The organism is Phycobacter azelaicus (assembly GCF_014884385.1).
In the GTDB taxonomy this organism is placed as follows: Bacteria; Pseudomonadota; Alphaproteobacteria; order Rhodobacterales; family Rhodobacteraceae; genus Phycobacter; species Phycobacter azelaicus.
Window position 1 is genome coordinate 2,954,377 of the sequence record NZ_WKFH01000003.1, and the last position, 18,312, is coordinate 2,972,688.

Consider the following 18,312-nt stretch of genomic DNA (forward strand, 5'->3'; position numbering starts at 1 on the left):
GCTAGCGCCTGCTTAGCTTTCTGCCTTTGCTGCCGCCGGGGCGGGGGCCGCCGCGGCTGCAGGCGCAGCCTTCTTGGCGCCTGGGTTCAGCGGGTCGTCTTGACGCTGCACCGAGCCCTCGAAATGAGCGCCGCTTTCGATCGCGATCGTCTTGTGGATGATGTCGCCCTCGACACGCGCAGTGGAGGTCAGGCGAACCTTGAGGCCCCGCACGCGGCCCACAATGCGGCCGTTGATCACAACATCATCGGCGGTGACTTCACCTTTGATGGTGGCGCTTTCACCGATGGTCAGCAGGTGGGCACGGATGTCGCCTTCGACGGTGCCTTCGACCTGGATGTCGCCGGTCGTTTTCAGGTTGCCGGTGATGTGCAGATCGGAGCTAAGGAGCGATGCCGGCGGTTTGGCCTTGGGCGGGGAGGCCTTGAATTCGCTCGACGGTGCAGCGGGCGGTGCGCTGGGTGTCGCTGACGCAGGGGTTGCATCGGCCTGCTTGGGCCCGGGCTCGTTGATTTTGCTCTTAGAAAACATTTCGTGCAGCCTTGATGTAGATCATAGGGTTTACCGGTTTTCCGTTGACCCGTACCTCGTAATGAAGGTGGGTCCCGGTAGACCGTCCGGTGTTACCCATATCAGCAATGTGATCCCCGCGCGAGACCCTTTGACCGACCTTCACACGGAGTTTGGAGTTATGGGCATATTTCGTCTCAATGCCGAAAGCATGGCGGATCGTCACCAGCTTGCCATAGCCAGATTGCCAGCCCGCATGGGTGACAACGCCGTCAGCGGTCGCATATATATCGGTGCCGGTCCGCCCGGCAAAGTCCGATCCTTTGTGCAAGCGGCGTCCGCCTGTTTTAGGATCGCGGCGATATCCAAAACCGGAAGTCTGACGCACCAGCCCAAGGTTAACAGGCGTGGCAAAAGGCGCTTGCTGCGCCGCCATCCGGTAGAGGTTGAGCTGATCCAGTTCATTGAGAATCTTGTTGGCGCGCAGTTCCTCGGCTGTGGGTTCCTCACCACGCGTGGACAAGGCCAAAGGGGTTAGAGGCCCGCCCTGGCCGTTGTAGCCGCGCCGCACCTGCTCCAGAATGCTGTCGGGTGGCATTCCTGCGTTGCGGAACATCTTGTCAAGCGGGGCAACCGAAACCGTCACAGCCTCTTCCAGCTGACGGAAGATCTGGTTGTTGCGCTCATCCATCAGCTTGATTTCCATTTCAAGCGAATCCCGCTCTTGGAGCGCGGATTGCGCGTCGGCGCGCACCTGGTCACGCTCTGCAGCGGTTTCGGCCAGCGCGCTGGACAGGAACTCCATCTGCACCGGAGCAACGGATGCAAGTGATTGTGTTCCGCTGTCCTGAGCAGCCTCCTTGCGCAGTTCGGCCAGTTCGGACCGCGCCGCATCGCGCTGGCTCATGGTCTCGCGCAGAGTGGCCTGGATGACTTCGATCCCGGTTTCAAGTTCTCGGCGCCGGGTTTCCGAGGCCAGCAGTTCGGACTGCATGTCCGAGATCTGCGCAAGGGCGGCGTTGAAGCGGTTCTGTGCGGCAAGGGCTTCTTCTGCGCGGCTGTCTCGTTCCTGGGAGATCGCATTCAGGCGCTCGCGGTACGTGATCTGATCCCGTTTCGCCTGTTCCCGAAAATTGCCAGCGCCGATGCTGTCCATCAGTACCACGGCTGTCGCAATGGCGGACCAGCCAACAAACAGGGTCACGCCAATGAAGGCCGCGAGTTGGGTTTCCGGGCGCAGGCGAATGAACCTGGTGTCGTCATCCGATTTTAGAAAAACGCGACGTTCGGGGAAGTATCTCTCCAGAAAGGCGTGTATTCGAATAGTCAGACGTCTGCGCACGTGCTGATCCTTGTTCCATCCCATCAAGTCTGGCGCTGTTTGAACCCGGTCAGGCCCTTGAGCGGAGCGCCATGGCCCATTTGAATAGCTCTAGGGTGCCATTTGGGCAAGTCCGTTGACCAATTGGAAAGGAATTGCAGGGCTCAAGGCCGGTGATTGGCGGAAATCTGCCGGAAGTGCGCGTCGGTCAGCCCCCGGCGGGCTGGGCACCGGTCTCGGTCAGTGGCCAGTAGAAATCCGGCGGCAGGCCCGCCTCGGCGCGCTTTTCTTCATTGAAGGGCGGCTTTAGGGCGCCGTGGAAGTACTTACGCACCAAGTCATGGAACACGTCCTTGGGGTCGAGGTTCTCGCGCCCGCACAGGAAGTGAAACCATTTTGAACCATAGGCCACGTGACCGACTTCCTCGGCATAGATCGTCTCGAGCGCGTCCACGGCCTCGGTCAGCTTTGCCTTGCGAAATATCCCGATCATGCCGGGCGTCACATCCAGACCGCGGGCTTCAAGAACCATTGGAACCACAGCCAGGCGCCCCATGAGGTCTTCTGCGGTATCTTCCGCGGCACGCCACATGCCCGCATGAGCAGGCAGGGCGCCGTAGTGGCTGCCGAGGCTTTCAAGGCAGTCGCACATCAAGTTGAAATGCTTGGACTCCTCATCTGCCGCTTTTACCCAGTCGTCAAAGAATCCCATGGGCATCGGGACGTGCGAGAACCGCGCAATGATGTCCCAGTGAAGATCCACGGCATTGAGTTCGATATGAGCGACCGCATGTAAAAGTGCGATGCGGCCCGCTTCGGATCCGGGCTTGCGTTTTGGCACATCGCGCGGATCGAGGAGTTCGGGCCGGTCGGGGCGGGCCGGTTGCAGAGGTGGGCTTGCTCTACCGATTCGTATTTCGGGGGCCTCGTCGCGCCGGGCCGCAAACCAACTGGCGGCATGGCGGCGCGATAGGGCGGTTTTCTGGCGGCCATCCGCAGTTGTCAGAACCTCGGTTGCCATTTCGGCAAGGGAAAGAGGAGTGTCGCTCATGTCGGCTCCGTTTCATCGGGTGCGGCTTTATCGGGTGCGGGATGTGTTCCTGCACCGTGTGGCGGGGTTTGGCAACCGGCTGCGTTGTGGCAACGCCGCGCGCCGGGCCCAAGGCCACCAGGGGCATGGCCAACTGGCCCTGTTCCGCGGGCGTGGGAGTTTTGCGTCTCGGTGGCGATCAGATTTTCCAAATTCGCAGGTGATTGATCATGGATGAAGTTGGTAACTGTTGTTCGGAAGACAACTCGCCAGGGCCCAAGGCCTCTGTGAAAAGACGGACACTCTTCATACGTTCCGCTTCCCTTAATTGCTTCAGATCCGCAATTAATTGGTCGATTGCTTCGCCATCCAACAACAGATGCACCGCAGCAGTAGAGCCGTCTGTAATGCTTTCATCTTCCAGTTCTACTGTGAACTTCACTTCGATTATCCATGCCGGGTTGATCGACTGCCGCCTAGGGTGGGCATCCGGCCTATCCATGCTTGATGCCCACCGGGTATTGTAGTCGTGACAGGACCTAGAGGGCCTTGACCGCCTCCAGCACCTCCTCGACATGGCCATCGACCTTGACCTTGCGCCAGATCCGCGCGATGCGGCCCTCGGCGTCGATCAGGAACGTGGAGCGTTCTATGCCCCAGTGTTTCTTGCCGTACATGTTTTTTTCCTTCCACACGCCATAATCCTCGCAAGTGGTGCCTTCGGCGTCGGACAAAAGCGGTGTGGTCAGGTCATGTTTGGCGACGAATTTGTCGTGTTTGGCCACGGTGTCCTTGGAAATGCCAAAGACCTTGGCACCGGCATCGGCAAAAGCCTGCAAAGAGCCTGAAAATCCAATGGATTCCTTGGTGCAGCCCGGCGTATCATCGCGGGGATAGAAGAACAGAACGACGGCCTCTCCCTTGAGGTCTGAAAGAGAGACCTCGCCGCCGCCATCGCGGGGCAGGGTAAAAGATGGCGCGAGATCGGACGGGGCAAGATCGGATGGTTCGGACATGGTGTGTCTCCGCTTGGTTTGGCTGTGTCGGATGCCATAGATAGACTATGGTCGGCAAAGGAAAAGCACATATCGAACCTGGGGCAGATCATTCGCAATCCGGTCGCAAGGTCGAAACGGCCTCTGCGAACAGCGGTTCTGCAAGTCCGGTGTCCGGACCCGAAGCGCAGCATGGGCCGGGCGGTGCGGGGCGCCTGAAAAGGCGTCGGCGCAAGTGGGTCAAACCTGTTGTGCGACTGCTTTCGGTCCTGTGCGTGCTTGCTGTGCTGGGGCTTTACTTCGGTATCGGAACCCGGATTTCTGTCCCGGACTGGGTGCGGCAGAGGATTGAGGTCAGGCTGGAGCAGAACCTTGGTGGACTGCAGGTCGAATTCGGTCCGATGCATATGGTTGTCAACCGGGGCTGGAGGCCAAGGATCGGCCTTCAGGATGTTGTCTTACGCCAGCCTGACGGAACGGCGGTTGCCAGATTGGCCGACGCTGAGATCTCGCTGGCCATGCGGCCTTTGTTGCGGGGACGGCTTCAGCCCAAGAAGATCTGGCTGAGCGGTCTTTTTGCCGCATTGCGACGGGACGCGAACGGCAACTTTGAACTCAGCTTTACAGATGCAGGCTCACCGCTACGCTCTGCCAAGGACCTGCCTGAGCTTATCGAATCCTGGGATGCCCAGCTTGAGAGGCCGAGGCTTTTGGCTCTCACTGAGGTCACGACCGAAGCTGTAACGTTGCGATATGAGGATGGTCGGCTCAACCGTGTCTGGACACTGGACGGGGGCACGGTGCGGTTGGCCCGTGAGGACGCGCGCCTGTCCCTTTCAGGTCAGTTTTCGGTGCTGAGCGGGCGCCAGTATGTTGGCAGTGTCGAAGCCAACTACCGATCCGACATCGGGGATGCATCGGCGGAATTCGGGTTCCTGATCAGTGAGATCGCGAGCGAGGATATTGCCGTTCAGGCGCCCGTCCTAGGCTGGCTGCAAGCGCTTCGCGCACCAATTTCCGGCTCGCTTCGGGGCGGGATCGACAGCAGCGGTGAGTTGCTAAGCCTCGCTGCCAGCCTGCAGATCGGGCAGGGCGTGATCCAGCCATCGCCCGAAACCCTTCCGGTTCCGATCCGAAGCGCCCATAGCTATTTCACCTATTTTCCGGCCGACCAAGCCCTGCAGTTTGACGAGTTGAAAATCGAAAGTGGATGGGTGTCCGGCACGATGGAAGGCCGCGCCGCGCTGAGTGGGATCGAGGATGGCAAGCTGACCGAGCTGGTCGGGCAGATGCAGGTGTCGGATTTGCAGCTCAATCCGGGGTCTCTTTATGATGCGCCTCTCGAATTTGCCGGTCTCTTTGCCGATTTCCGTCTGCAGACCGAGCCGTTCCGCCTGCAGGTTGGCGAAATGCTGGTGCGCGACGGAGAGTCTCGGGTTCTTCTGGACGGGAGTGCTGCGGCGGATGCGGATGGATGGACCTATGCGCTGAACGGCAAAGTGGATGAGATCTCGGTTGCGCGTATCAAAGAGCTTTGGCCTGCAGCAGCCCCACCAAAGCCCCGCGAATGGGTGCAGGAAAACCTCTTTGCCGGAACGCTCAAGGACGCACGGGTCGCCCTGCGCGGCCAGGGCAGCGGTAAGCCGTTTGTGCATCTTGATACCAGCTTCTCTGGTGTGCATGTCCGGTTTCAAAAGCACATGCCTCCGTTGCAGGAGGCCTCTGGACATTTCAATCTTCACGGCACCCGCCTTGTGGCCATTGCCAGTGCGGGTCATGTGACGGCGGATGAAGGCGGAGAGGTCGATGTTGCGGGCACGTCCTTCATTATCCCTGACACCTCGATCAAGGGGGGGGGACCAGGGATTGCGCGGGTTGAGGCGTCGGGTTCCGTGACAGCGGCGCTCTCGTTGCTGAATCGACCACCGCTGAATGTGATGTCCAAGGCGGGGCTGCCTGTCGAACTGGCCGATGGGACGGTGCGCGTCGCCGGGACATTGTCGGTACCGCTGCGCAAGGGCGTGGCGCCGGATGAGATCCGCTATCACTATTCCGGTCAGCTCTTTGATGTTGAAAGCCGTGTTCTGGTGCCAGGGCAGGAGGTTCGCTCAGAACTGCTGACCGTCGCAGGGGACCAGAGCCGTGTGGAGATTGCGGGCAAGGCGAGCCTGTCGGGGGTGGCGCTCACTGCAGCCTGGCGTCAGGGCATTGGTGCGGGCTCTGATCCAACGAGTTTTGTGAACGGCACCGTTGCGCTGTCGGAGAACGTGCTGAAAACATTCAACATCGGCTTGCCGACCGGCACGGTCTTTGGGGAGGGAACAGGTCGCTACAGCCTGCGCCTCACGCCCGGAGTTCCGCCCGAATTGACCCTGACTTCTGCATTGGAGGGGATCGGATTGCGCATTCCCAGCCTCAGTTGGCGCAAACCGCCGGATGCGGCAGGGCTTCTTGACATGATCGTGACCCTGCGGGCCCAGCCCTCGGTCGACCGTCTGCGAATTGACGCATCCGGGCTCACGGCCTCCGGCACAGTGACAACGCGCGAGGATGGAAGCCTTGAGCGCGCGGCGTTCAGCTCGGTCTCGCTGGGAGACTGGCTCAACGGTCCAGTCGAGTTCACCGGGCGCGGTTCAGCCCCACCGGAACTGCGCATGACCGGCGGTCGCATTGATATGCGCCTGGCCCCCTTCACAAGCAGCAGCGGCAGTGCCGACGGCAGTGGCAGCGGGGCAGGCATCGGTCCCATCACTTTGGGACTGGACCGGCTGCAGGTCACCGACAGTATCGCGCTGACCGGGTTCAACGGAATCTTTTCGGTCGCGGGCGGTTTTCGGGGAGAATTTGCCGCCAATCTGAACGGACAAACCCCGCTGAGCGGCATCCTGGTGCCCGAAGGCGGTGGTACGGCGACGCGGATCAAGTCGCGGGACGCAGGCGGAATTTTTCGCGCTGCCGGCGTTCTACGCCATGGCGAGGGCGGAAACTTTGACATGACGCTGGTGCCGGCCGCACAGGCGGGCGAATACGATGGGCGCATGACAATGCGCAACATGCGCATCAAGGATGCTCCCTCGATGGCCGCGCTGGTCAATGCCATAAGCCTGGTAGGACTTGTCAATGAGCTTTCGGGGCAGGGTATCCTGTTCTCCGAGGTCGAGGCCAAATTCCGACTGGGGTCGACACATCTGATCGTGCACGAAAGCAGCGCTGTGGGGCCTTCGATTGGTTTGTCGATGGAGGGAAACTACAATCTGGCAACAACCGCGCTGGATATGCGCGGAGTGATCTCTCCGCTTTACATGCTGAATGCGATTGGCAGCGTTCTGACGCGAAAGGGGGAAGGATTGATCGGATTTTCCTTCCGCCTGCGCGGGACCGCAGATGATCCGGCGGTACAGGTCAATCCGCTATCTGCACTTGCGCCGGGAATGTTCGGCGAGCTGTTCCGCGGTCGCACGCCCGAGGTTCCGGGCCAGGCTCCGGCGGCCGATGCGCCAACCAGTGGACCTCTGGCTCCGGAAAAACCGACAAGGCGACCGCAATCCTCCCAGGCTGGTGAACGTTAAGCGCCAGTTGCCTTTTTTGAATGGCAAAGACATTCAGAAGCACCTATATCGCGCCGCATGAAACTGAGTGACTTTGACTTCGACCTCCCAGAGGATCTGATCGCCACCCGGCCTGCCTCTCCACGCAGTTCGGCCCGCCTTTTGGTGGCCAATGGCGCCGAGATTGCGGACGCCCATGTCTATGATCTGCCGCAATGGCTGCGACCCGGTGATCGGCTGGTGCTGAACGATACCAAGGTGATCCCAGCGCGCCTGTCTGGTCTGCGCCACCGCGTGAGCGAGCAGGGAGAGACGGCGGCGCGAATAGAAGTCACGCTGCTTGAACCGGGCGCCGATGGCACCTGGGCGGCCCTGCTGAAGCCGCTCAAGAAGGTAAGGCCGGGCGAGGTGATCGTCTTTTCAGATCGTTTCACTGCCGAGCTGGAGCGGATTGAGAATGGACAGGGGGCCTTGCGGTTCAATCTGGAAGGCGATGATTTCGAGGCCGCGCTGGCAGAGGCGGGGGCCATGCCGCTGCCGCCCTATATCGCCGCCAAACGCGCCGCCGATGAGCAGGACAAGACTGACTATCAGACTGTCTGGGCCAAGAATTCGGGCGCGGTTGCCGCGCCCACGGCTTCATTGCATTTTGATGAACCGCTCTTGAAGGCTCTGGCCGAGCGCGGCGTGACCTTCACCTATGTGACCCTGCATGTTGGTGCCGGCACTTTCCTGCCGGTCAAGGTGGACGATGTGACCACCCATAAAATGCATGCCGAATGGGGGCGCGTAAGCCCCGAGGCAGCAGCCGAGATCGCCGCGACCAGGGCGGCAGGGGGACGTGTGATTCCGGTTGGCACCACCGCCCTGCGCCTGATCGAAAGCGCGGGCCGTAGCGGCGAGATCAAGCCATGGGAGGGGGAGACAGATATTTTCATCTACCCCGGTTTCACCTTCCATGTGGCAGACGCGTTGATGACCAATTTCCATTTGCCACGTTCGACGCTGATGATGCTCGTTTCCGCGCTTATGGGGCAGGAGGAGATCAGGCAGATCTATGCCCACGCAGTCGAGAGCCGCTATCGCTTCTTTTCTTATGGCGATGCGTCGCTTTTGATCCCGCCCGCGCCGGGGGCGGATCAGCACTGATCCGGGCAGCCGTGTAGGGTCACACTGCAAGGAAAGCGCCTTTTGGTTGCAATCCGGGCGCATGAATGAAAACGATCAGGCATCGGACGTCACCACCGGGCTGCGGGCAATAAAGCCCGACCCGGTTTTCTGGTGTTTGGCAGGAAAAACCCCGTGGCCCTCATCCGGGCGGCTGACGGCGGGCAACAAAGGTAATTTGGGCAATGTGGCAGGTACTGTCGAGCGCGTGGGCGCTGCTATTGGGTATGGGCATGCTGATGGTCGGGAACGGTCTTCAGGGCACGATCCTCGGCGTGCGCGGTGACTTGGAAGGGTTCTCCACGCTCGAGATGTCCTTTGTGATGTCGGCCTATTTCGTGGGTTTCCTCGGCGGCTCGCGTATGGCGCCCGAGATGATCCGTCGGGTTGGACACGTGCGGGTCTTTGCCGCGCTGGCTTCACTGATCTCGGCGGTGATGATTCTTTATCCCGCGATTACAAACCCTTTTGCCTGGATGCTGGGCCGCGTGCTGATCGGCTTCTGCTTTTCCGGCGTGTATGTCACGGCCGAAAGTTGGCTCAACAATGCCGCTGACAATGCCAACCGGGGTAAGGCGCTGTCGCTTTACATGCTCGTACAGATGCTTGGGATTGTTTCGGCGCAGGCGCTGATGCTGGTCGGGAACCCGTCGGGCTATGAGACCTTCGTAATTGCCTCGGTTGTGATCTCGGTCTCTTTTGCGCCCATTCTTCTGTCGATTTCGCCTACACCGGCCTTTGACACCACAAAGCCGATGAGCCTGCGGCAACTGATGGATGCCTCTCCGCTGGGCTGCGTGGGCATGTTCCTTTTGGGCGGGGTGTTCTCTGCCCAGTTCGGCATGAGCGCGGTTTATGGCGCCTCCGCCGGGTTGACCCTGCCTCAGATCTCGCTGTTCGTTGCTACATTCTATGTCGGAGCCTTGCTGCTCCAGTACCCGCTTGGCTGGGTGTCTGACCGGATGGATCGCCGTGTCGTGATCCTGTTCGCGGCCGCCTGCAGCGGGGCGGCTGCCGTACTGGGCATGGCACTTGGCGGGAATTTCGTGTTTCTGCTGGTCGCAGCCTTTCTGATTGGCGGCATGACCAACCCGCTCTACTCTTTGCTGATCGCGCATACCAACGACTACCTTGACTACGATGACATGGCCGCCGCGTCGGGTGGGCTGGTGTTCATCAACGGCCTTGGCGCCATTACCGGCCCTCTGATCACCGGCTGGCTGATGGGGGAGAGCATCATGGGGCCGCCGGGCTTTTTCATGATCATGGCCGTGCTGACCTTTGCCCTTGCTGCCTATGCGCTGTACCGGATGACCCAGCGAGCATCGATTGCGGTCGACGAATCGGGCACCTTCGCGCCGATGGCGCCGACTGGCTCTCCGGTTGCGGTGGAATTTGCGCAAGAATACGTGATCGAGACCGAGCTGGAAGAGCAGGAAGCCGCGCAAGAGGCGAGCTGATGGCGCTAACGTGCCGAAATCGTGAGCAATATTTCACCAATTGCCGCCGCTGTTGCAATTCGTGACGCCTCTGTCCCTTGCCATACTGGGCCATTGTCTTTGATGGTGGAGACAGGTTTTGTAAGTGGAGAAGGTAAAATGGTCGGCCCCGAAGACATCCTTGAGTTCTGGCTTGATGAAGTCGGAGAAAAAGGGTGGTACATGCAAGATGGCGATTTGGATGACCGTATTCGTCAAAGATTTGAACCCACTTGGGAAGCAGCCTGCGAAGGCCGTTTTTCACTTTGGCTGACATACCCAAGTGGGACGCTGGCCTATATCATTCTGACCGACCAGTTCCCGCGCAACATGTTCCGCGGCTCGGGGCAGGCTTTCTCGTCTGATTCCATCTCGCTGGCCGCTGCAAAGAATGCGATCCACAAGAAATGGGACCTCAAAATTGACGAACCCGCGCGGCAATTTTTTTACCTGCCGCTGATGCATTCGGAAAACCTGTATGACCAGGAACGTTGCGTGCGTCTGATGAAAGAGCGGATGCCGCAAAGCGGCGACAGCAATCTCCTGCACGCCCGTGCGCATCGGGCCGTAATCCGAAAGTTCGGTCGTTTCCCTTACCGGAACGAGGCCTTGCTGCGCAATAGCACCGCCCCTGAGATCGCCTATGTCCAGAAGGGTGGATATGGCGAGACGGTGCGCACCCTGCAACAGGCAAGCTGAACACGGCTGTTCGTGCAGGTAGGGGGATTGGCGCGCCTGCCTTTGCATCACCTGTGTGGGCGCACCTACGGGCGCGTTACGCTTATGGCTTGCTAGCCTTGGCCGAATGCCTCTGCAAGGCTTCGCACAAGGCTGGCGGCAAAGGCCTCGGCCGCAGCGATGGCGGTTTGATCGATCGTTGCAAGCTGTGCTGCCATTGTCACTTGCGCGTCAGAGATACGCATTTCGATGGCGTCCAACCTCTCGGCCAGCTGAGTATCGATTGCTCTACCTGATGCGATTGCCGAACGAATTTGACCAACCTCCGCGCGCAGTTCAGTGATGCCCTGATACACCGAACTGAGGTTGTCCCGTGTCGATACAAGCTGGTCAGTCAGACTCTCAACCGAAGAAAACAGCTGCCATCCCAGGAACAGGCACAAGGCTGCCAGCAGTAGCGTTGCGTTGATCAGGGCTTTTGCGAGGTCCAATACGGCCTTGGTCATCTCTAGGGGCTCCGTTCTGCAGGGGCGGCTGGGTTCCGTATCACGGCGATTTTGATTGTCGCGCTCGTGTCACTGTGCCTATGGTTGACTGCTGATGCAATTGCCGGTGTGCGTTGCCTAATAAAGTGCCACGGGGCACGTGGCGCATAGCAGGGTTCTGGAAACCGAGATTGCAGTGCTTGACAAACTAGTTTAATGGTAAACTAGTTTTGGTCCAGTCTGGCGAGGGATATCATGGCCGCACAAACCTATGACGTGATCGTAATCGGCGCAGGGCCCGGTGGCTATGTTGCCGCCATCCGGGCGGCGCAGCTTGGTCTCAAGGTCGTTTGCGTTGAGCGCGAGCACCTTGGTGGCATCTGCCTGAACTGGGGCTGCATCCCCACAAAGGCGCTGTTGCGGTCTGCCGAGGTGTTTCACCAGATGGAGCGGGCCAAGGAATTTGGCCTTACGGCGGACAAGTTCGGCTTTAATCTCGATGCCATCGTGGACCGCTCCCGCAAGGTCGCAGCGCAGATGAATGGCGGCATCAAAGGACTGTTCAAAAAGAACAAGGTGACCTCGATCATGGGCGAGGCCACGATTGTCGCCAAGGGCAAGGTCTCGGTGAAAACCGACAAAGGCACCGAAGAGTTGACGGCCAAGAACATCATTGTTGCCACCGGCGCGCGGGCTCGCGAACTTCCAGGGTTGGAGGCAGACGGCGATCTGGTCTGGACCTACCGCCATGCACTGAAACCGGTTCGCATGCCGAAAAAGCTTCTTGTCATCGGCTCGGGTGCGATCGGGATCGAGTTCGCGAGTTTCTACAATACGCTTGGCGCAGATACGACTGTGGTCGAGGTTATGGATCGCGTCCTGCCGGTTGAGGACAAAGACATCTCCGCCTTTGCCAAGAAGCAGTTCGTCAAACAGGGGATGACGATCATGGAAAAGGCCATGGTCAAGCAGCTGGACCGTGGCAAGGGCAAGGTCACCGCTCATATCGAAGTGGGCGGCAAGGTTGAAAAACACGACTTTGACACTGTGATTTCCGCCGTGGGTATCGTTGGCAATGTAGAGGACCTCGGGCTGGAGGCGCTTGGTGTCAAGATCGACCGAACCCATGTCGTGACGGACGAGTATTGTCGCACGGGTGTCGACGGCGTCTTTGCGATTGGCGATATCGCCGGGGCGCCCTGGCTTGCGCACAAGGCCTCTCATGAAGGGGTGATGGTGGCAGAGATGATCGCGGGTAAGAAGGTCCACGCAATCAAGCCGAACTCCATTGCGGGCTGCACCTATTGTCACCCGCAGGTGGCCTCGGTCGGTCTGACTGAGGAGAAGGCCAAGGAAGCCGGATACAAGCTCAAGGTCGGCAAGTTCCCCTTCATCGGCAATGGCAAGGCTGTCGCAATGGGCGAGGCTGAGGGCATGGTCAAGACCATCTTCGACGAGAAAACCGGCGAGCTTCTGGGGGCCCATATGGTTGGCGCCGAGGTGACCGAGATGATCCAGGGCTATGTGATTGCCCGTCAGCTGGAAACCACCGAAGAAGACCTGATGGAGACCGTCTTCCCGCACCCGACAATGTCGGAGATGATGCACGAAAGTGTGCTGGCGGCCTTTGATCGAGCCCTCCATATCTGATCGGGGTCCGGCTCTTCTGTCTGTGATTTCACAGACAACGCCCGCCATTTCGGCGGGCGTTTCGCATTCTGTATCGGGCAGGATGAACCTGTGCATTTCAAGCAATTGAGCTGTGGTTTGATGCGCCTTGCCTGAAAAAATGAGCGCGCGTACCACGGGAACAGAAAATCACCGGGGGCCAGGACATGGCAATGGCAGCAGTTGAGCGGACTCGGTGGGGCGTGATCTTCCTGATCTGGTGTGCAGGACTGGGCGCTGCGGCGCAATACGGCAAGATCAGCGTCGTCTTTGAGCAAATGGCCAATCTGTTTCCCAGTGTGGGCAGCTCCATCGGCTTTGCTGTGTCTTTGGTGGGTTTCCTTGGTATCCTTCTGGGGATCATTGCGGGCATGGTCGTCTCGGCCTTTGGCTTCCGCCGGACATTGGTGGCGGCTTTGCTGAGCGGGTCTGCCATGTCTGCCCTGCAGGTGCTTGATCTCCCTTTCGGGGCCTTTCTAGCGACTCGTGTGATTGAAGGGCTGTCGCATCTGGGGCTGGTTGTTGCGGCCCCCACATTGATCGCGCAGATCAGTTTGAGCCGACATCGCGGCGCGGCGTTGACGCTTTGGAGTACGTTTTTCGCGGTGGCCTTTGCGCTATTGAGCTGGGCTGGCGTGCCGCTGGCACGGGCATGGGGCGTTCAGGCGCTGTTCGGTGCCCATGCAGTCATCATGGCCGTGCTTGCGCTGGTGCTGGCCCGCGCTTTGCGGGATGTGCCGGTGCCGGACCGTCAGCCGATGCCAGGGCTTTCGTCCCTGCCGCGCCTGCACCTGCAGATCTTCCGGTCTCCCCGGCTGGCGGCGCCCGCTGCGGGCTGGCTGTTCTATACAATCTGTTTCGTTGCGATCCTGACAGTCTTGCCGCCCTATCTGGATCCGGCGTGGCGGGCATTTGTCATGGGGGCGATGCCGCTTACGAGTATTGCGGTGTCCATGACCCTTGGTGTGGTTCTGCTTCGTCGGGTCACCGCCGTCGCGCTGATCCAGCTGGGGTTTGTGCTGAGCGCTTTGTCGTTGATATGGCTCTGGTTGGATCCCGGGGCGCCGATGGGATGCCTTGCGCTTGCCGGGGCGCTGGGGCTGGTGCAAGGGCCCAGCTTTGCCTCGGTCGCGCAGCTGAACCGGCGCGCGGCAGATCAGGCCAGTTCCAATGGGGCGATGGCGATGGCTGGAAATCTGGGCAATACAATCGGAACGCCCCTTATGGTGTGGACACTGGCGTTTGGCGGGTACAATGCGATGGTTGTTGTTGCGGCAATTCTCTTTCTGTGCGGCTTTGCGGCGCACGCGCTGTTGGCGATGCGCCGCAGAAAAGAAGATGTTCACTGAACGTTCTTCATTTTGGGTTGGAGACTCAGCTCGCTTTGCCTATCTCTAGGGGCAAGCACTGGCGTGCAGGCCGGGTGCTGGTATTTGGGGGCTTTTATGGCTGAGCTGAAATCCATCGAGGTGCGCGGTGCGCGCGAACACAACCTGAAAAACATCGACGTGGATATTCCGCGTGATGAGTTGGTAGTGATCACCGGTCTTTCTGGCTCGGGCAAATCCTCGCTGGCCTTTGACACCATCTATGCCGAGGGGCAGCGGCGCTATGTGGAGAGCCTCAGCGCCTATGCACGCCAGTTCCTCGACATGATGGAAAAACCCGATGTGGACCACATCAGTGGCCTGTCCCCGGCGATTTCCATTGAGCAGAAGACCACGTCAAAGAACCCGCGCTCGACCGTTGGCACCGTGACGGAGATCTATGACTACCTGCGCCTGCTGTTTGCGCGCGCGGGAACGCCTTACAGCCCTGCCACCGGCCTGCCCATTGAGGCACAGCAGGTGCAGGACATGGTGGACCGCATCATGGCGCTGGAGGAGGGCACACGGGGTTACCTGCTGGCCCCCATCGTGCGCGACCGCAAGGGCGAGTATCGCAAGGAAATGCTTGAACTGCGCAAGCAGGGCTTTCAGCGGGTCAAGGTGGACGGAGAATTTTATGAGCTGGACGAACCGCCGACCCTCGACAAGAAGTTCCGCCATGACATCGACGTGGTGGTAGACCGGATCGTGGTCCGCGAAGGGCTGGAAACCCGGCTGGCCGATAGTCTGCGCACGGCGCTGGACCTGGCCGATGGCATCGCCATCCTCGAAACCGCCCCGCGTGAGGGGGATCCGGAACGCATCACCTTCTCAGAGAATTTCGCTTGCCCTGTCAGCGGCTTCACTATCCCTGAGATCGAACCGCGCCTGTTCTCCTTCAACGCGCCCTTTGGGGCCTGTCCCGAATGTGACGGTCTGGGAATGGAGCTGTTCTTTGATGAACGCCTCGTGGTCCCGGACCAAAGTCTCAAGGTCTATGACGGCGCGTTGGCCCCTTGGCGCAAGGGCAAATCCCCCTATTTCCTGCAGACGATCGAAGCCATCGCCAAACACTATGAGTTCGACAAGAACACGCCTTGGAAGGATCTGCCTGCCCATGTGAAACAGGTCTTTCTCTATGGCTCGGGCGACGAGGAAATCGCCTTCCGCTATGACGAGGGCGGGCGGGTCTACAATGTCACCCGTGTCTTTGAAGGCGTGATCCCGAACATGGAGCGGCGCTACCGCGAGACGGACAGCAACTGGATCCGCGAAGAGTTCGAACGTTACCAGAACAACCGCCCATGCGGGGCCTGCGGCGGCTACCGGCTGCGCGAAGAAGCGCTGGCGGTGCGTATTGCCGATGTTCATGTGGGGCAGGTGGTTCAGAAATCTATCCGCGAGGCACTGGCTTGGATCGAGGATGTGCCGAACCATCTGAGCGTCCAAAAACAGGAAATCGCCCGCGCCATCGTCAAGGAAATCCGAGAACGGCTCGGCTTCCTCAACAATGTGGGGCTTGAGTACCTGACGCTCAGCCGCAACTCGGGCACGCTGTCGGGCGGCGAAAGCCAGCGGATCCGGCTGGCCAGCCAGATCGGCTCGGGGCTGACGGGGGTGCTCTATGTGCTGGATGAGCCCTCCATCGGCTTGCATCAGCGCGACAACGACCGGCTGATCACCACGCTCAAGAACCTGCGCGATCAGGGCAATACGGTGATCGTCGTCGAACATGACGAGGATATGATCCGACAGGCCGATTACGTATTCGACATCGGCCCCGGCGCCGGGGTGCATGGCGGGCAGGTGGTCAGCCATGGCACGCCGCAAGCCATTGCTGCCGATCCGGCCTCGATCACCGGGCAGTACTTGTCCGGCGCGCGCGAGATTGAGATCCCCGCGACCCGGCGCAAGGGCAACAAGAAGAAGATCAAGGTGGTCAAGGCGACCGGAAACAACCTGAAAGAGGTGACCGCCGAATTCCCATTGGGCAAATTCGTCTGCGTCACTGGCGTCTCGGGCGGCGGCAAATCGACCCTGACGATTGAGACCCTGTTCAAGACCGCTTCGATGCGCCTCAACGGTGCGCGCCAGACACCGGCACCTTGTGAGACGATCAAGGGGCTGGAGCATCTCGACAAGGTGATCGACATCGACCAGCGCCCCATCGGGCGCACACCGCGTTCGAACCCGGCGACCTATACCGGCGCTTTTACCCCGATCCGCGACTGGTTCGCGGGTCTGCCAGAGGCCAAGACGCGCGGCTATAAACCGGGGCGCTTCTCCTTCAACGTCAAGGGCGGGCGTTGCGAGGCCTGCCAGGGCGATGGTGTGATCAAGATCGAAATGCACTTTCTGCCGGACGTCTATGTGGAATGCGAGACCTGCAAGGGCAAGCGCTACAATCGCGAAACGCTTGAGGTCACCTTCAAGGGCAAGAGCATCGCCGATGTGCTGGACATGACCGTGGAAGAGGCGCAGCAGTTCTTTGCCGCCGTGCCCTCGATCCGGGACAAGATGGATGCGCTGATGCGGGTGGGTCTTGGCTATATCAAGGTGGGCCAGCAGGCGACGACCCTCTCAGGCGGTGAAGCGCAGCGGGTGAAACTGTCCAAAGAGCTGTCCAAACGCTCTACGGGCCGCACGCTCTATATCCTCGATGAGCCGACCACGGGTCTGCATTTCGAGGATGTGAAAAAGCTATTGGAAGTGCTGCATGAATTGGTGGAGCAGGGCAACTCCGTGGTGGTGATCGAGCATAACCTCGATGTCATCAAGACCGCCGACTGGATCATCGATATCGGCCCCGAAGGCGGCGACGGCGGCGGGGAGATCGTTGCGACCGGCACGCCGGAAGAGGTTGCCAAAGAGCCGCGCAGCCACACCGGGCGCTATCTCAAACCAATGATTGAGGCCCGCAAAGTCGCGGCGGAGTAGGGCGCATGGCCCAGGTGGGACTGGCGCTGGGATCAGGCGGCGCGCGCGGCTGGTGCCATATCGGTGTCCTGCATGAGCTGCACGAAATCGGTGTAAAGCCGCAGGTCATCGCAGGCTGCTCGATGGGCGCACTTGTGGGGGCGGCCTATGCGGGCGGCAAGTTGGAGGCGCTGGAAACCTGGGTGCGGGGCCTCACGCCGACGCGGCTGCTTGGCTTGATTGATGTTCGCCCCGGCAGCGGTGGGATCGTGGCGGGCAGTGAAATCATGACCTTGCTGGATGATCTGGATCTGCCGGAGCGGATCGAAGACTTGGATCTGGTCTTTGCAGCCGTGGCCACCGATATGGAAACGGGGCGAGAGATCTGGCTGCGCGAGGGCAGTCTGAAAGATGCGGTGCGGGCTTCGGTCGCCCTGCCGGGGGTGATTAGTCCGCACCGTGTAAATGGCCATTGGATGCTGGACGGAGGGCTGACCAATCCGGTTCCGGTCTCGACCGCCCGTGCCATCGGTGCCGATGTCATTTTTGCTGTGAACCCTAATGCCAAGCTTCACGGAAAGCTGTGGACACGGCAAACGGGCAGGCTGGAAGGTAAGCTCGATGCGCTACCGGAGTGGTTGGGGCAAGCCCTGAGCCCGGTTGTGGGTGATGCCACAACACCGCCGGGGTATGCCGAGGTTGTCTCGACCGCGATTGATGTCATGACGGAACAAATCCGCCGCGCGCGTCTTGCTGGAGAGCCGCCGCAGGTGCTGCTCAACGCGGATCTGTCTCATCTTTCGGTGCTGGAATTCAGCTGCGGGGACGAAATCATCCGGGAAGGGCGCCGTATTGTAGAGGCCCAACAGCAGCAGATCCTTGATTGCACCGAAGCGTAGGCAGGCGCTGGACGCACCCGCCTGCCGCTTTCAACGGAGCAGTTACTTGTTGGGGCAGGTATTGACGCCAATGAGGGAATAGAGCGGGCAAGTACCCATCAGTCCGGTTGCAAGCGGCACGACGCCAATCCACATCCACCAACCAAAGCCCATCAGCGCGCCGACGATCAGCAAGGCGCCGACGACGATCCGCAGGATCTTGTCCAGACCCCCGACATTGTTTGCAAACATGACAATTCCTTTCTTTGCT

General features: G+C 60.1%; 15 protein-coding genes. 8 read left to right on the plus strand and 7 right to left on the minus strand.

The window, feature by feature from the left end:
* Window positions 1-12: 12 nt before the first annotated feature.
* The 5 genes from INS80_RS15325 to INS80_RS15345 all read right to left on the minus strand — a co-directional run bounded on the left by INS80_RS15325 (window position 13) and on the right by INS80_RS15345 (window position 3,877).
* The gene (locus INS80_RS15325) at window positions 13-531 is read right to left on the minus strand and encodes a bactofilin family protein (RefSeq protein WP_192966460.1); all 519 of its coding nucleotides are present in this window, start codon (window positions 529-531) and stop codon (window positions 13-15) included.
* A complete protein-coding gene (locus tag INS80_RS15330; RefSeq protein ID WP_192967302.1) occupies window positions 521-1,852 on the minus strand; it encodes a DUF5930 domain-containing protein in 1,332 nt (443 codons plus the stop codon). The genes INS80_RS15325 and INS80_RS15330 overlap by 11 nt, the downstream gene beginning before the upstream one ends.
* Window positions 1,853-2,039: 187 nt before the next feature.
* Complete coding sequence (locus INS80_RS15335) at window positions 2,040-2,882, minus strand: ferritin-like domain-containing protein (RefSeq protein ID WP_192966461.1); 843 nt, start codon at window positions 2,880-2,882, stop codon at window positions 2,040-2,042.
* 178 nt (window positions 2,883-3,060) lie between these two features.
* A complete protein-coding gene (locus INS80_RS15340) occupies window positions 3,061-3,303 on the minus strand; it encodes a hypothetical protein (RefSeq protein WP_192966462.1) in 243 nt (80 codons plus the stop codon).
* Between the two features lie 97 nt (window positions 3,304-3,400).
* Window positions 3,401-3,877 (minus strand): peroxiredoxin, encoded by a 477-nt coding sequence (locus INS80_RS15345; RefSeq protein ID WP_192966463.1) that lies wholly within the window; start codon window positions 3,875-3,877, stop codon window positions 3,401-3,403.
* 47 nt (window positions 3,878-3,924) lie between these two features.
* Here INS80_RS15345 and INS80_RS15350 point away from each other — a divergent pair, with 47 nt between their 5' ends.
* The 4 genes from INS80_RS15350 (at window position 3,925) to INS80_RS15365 (ending at window position 10,748) form a co-directional block, all read left to right on the plus strand.
* The gene (locus INS80_RS15350; RefSeq protein WP_192966464.1) at window positions 3,925-7,425 is read left to right on the plus strand and encodes a YhdP family protein; all 3,501 of its coding nucleotides are present in this window, start codon (window positions 3,925-3,927) and stop codon (window positions 7,423-7,425) included.
* Window positions 7,426-7,482: 57 nt separating this feature from the next.
* Window positions 7,483-8,553, plus strand: a complete 1,071-nt coding sequence (queA, locus tag INS80_RS15355) for a tRNA preQ1(34) S-adenosylmethionine ribosyltransferase-isomerase QueA (RefSeq protein WP_192966465.1) — start codon at window positions 7,483-7,485, stop codon at window positions 8,551-8,553.
* 203 nt (window positions 8,554-8,756) lie between these two features.
* The gene (locus INS80_RS15360) at window positions 8,757-10,031 is read left to right on the plus strand and encodes an MFS transporter (protein WP_192966466.1); all 1,275 of its coding nucleotides are present in this window, start codon (window positions 8,757-8,759) and stop codon (window positions 10,029-10,031) included.
* A gap of 138 nt (window positions 10,032-10,169) precedes the next feature.
* Window positions 10,170-10,748 (plus strand): DUF924 family protein, encoded by a 579-nt coding sequence (locus tag INS80_RS15365; RefSeq protein ID WP_192967303.1) that lies wholly within the window; start codon window positions 10,170-10,172, stop codon window positions 10,746-10,748.
* 92 nt (window positions 10,749-10,840) lie between these two features.
* On the opposite strand, the gene INS80_RS15370 is transcribed toward INS80_RS15365, so the two are convergent.
* Window positions 10,841-11,233 carry a hypothetical protein gene (locus INS80_RS15370; RefSeq protein ID WP_192966467.1) on the minus strand — a complete coding sequence of 131 codons (393 nt, stop codon included), beginning with the start codon at window positions 11,231-11,233 and terminating at the stop codon, window positions 10,841-10,843.
* A gap of 234 nt (window positions 11,234-11,467) precedes the next feature.
* On the opposite strand from INS80_RS15370, the gene lpdA reads away from it, so the two are divergent.
* From lpdA to INS80_RS15390, 4 genes are all read left to right on the plus strand, one after another.
* Entirely contained in the window at window positions 11,468-12,862 is a 1,395-nt protein-coding gene (gene lpdA / locus INS80_RS15375) for a dihydrolipoyl dehydrogenase (protein ID WP_192966468.1), read from the plus strand.
* Window positions 12,863-13,053: 191 nt separating this feature from the next.
* Window positions 13,054-14,229, plus strand: a complete 1,176-nt coding sequence (locus INS80_RS15380; RefSeq protein WP_192966469.1) for an MFS transporter — start codon at window positions 13,054-13,056, stop codon at window positions 14,227-14,229.
* Between the two features lie 96 nt (window positions 14,230-14,325).
* The gene (gene uvrA / locus INS80_RS15385) at window positions 14,326-17,184 is read left to right on the plus strand and encodes an excinuclease ABC subunit UvrA (RefSeq protein WP_192966470.1); all 2,859 of its coding nucleotides are present in this window, start codon (window positions 14,326-14,328) and stop codon (window positions 17,182-17,184) included.
* A 5-nt stretch (window positions 17,185-17,189) separates the two neighbouring features.
* Entirely contained in the window at window positions 17,190-18,062 is an 873-nt protein-coding gene (locus INS80_RS15390; protein WP_192966471.1) for a patatin-like phospholipase family protein, read from the plus strand.
* A 42-nt stretch (window positions 18,063-18,104) separates the two neighbouring features.
* Here the strand turns inward: INS80_RS15390 and INS80_RS15395 are convergent, their stop codons facing one another.
* A complete protein-coding gene (locus INS80_RS15395) occupies window positions 18,105-18,293 on the minus strand; it encodes a YgaP family membrane protein (protein ID WP_192966472.1) in 189 nt (62 codons plus the stop codon).
* Window positions 18,294-18,312: the final 19 nt, after the last annotated feature.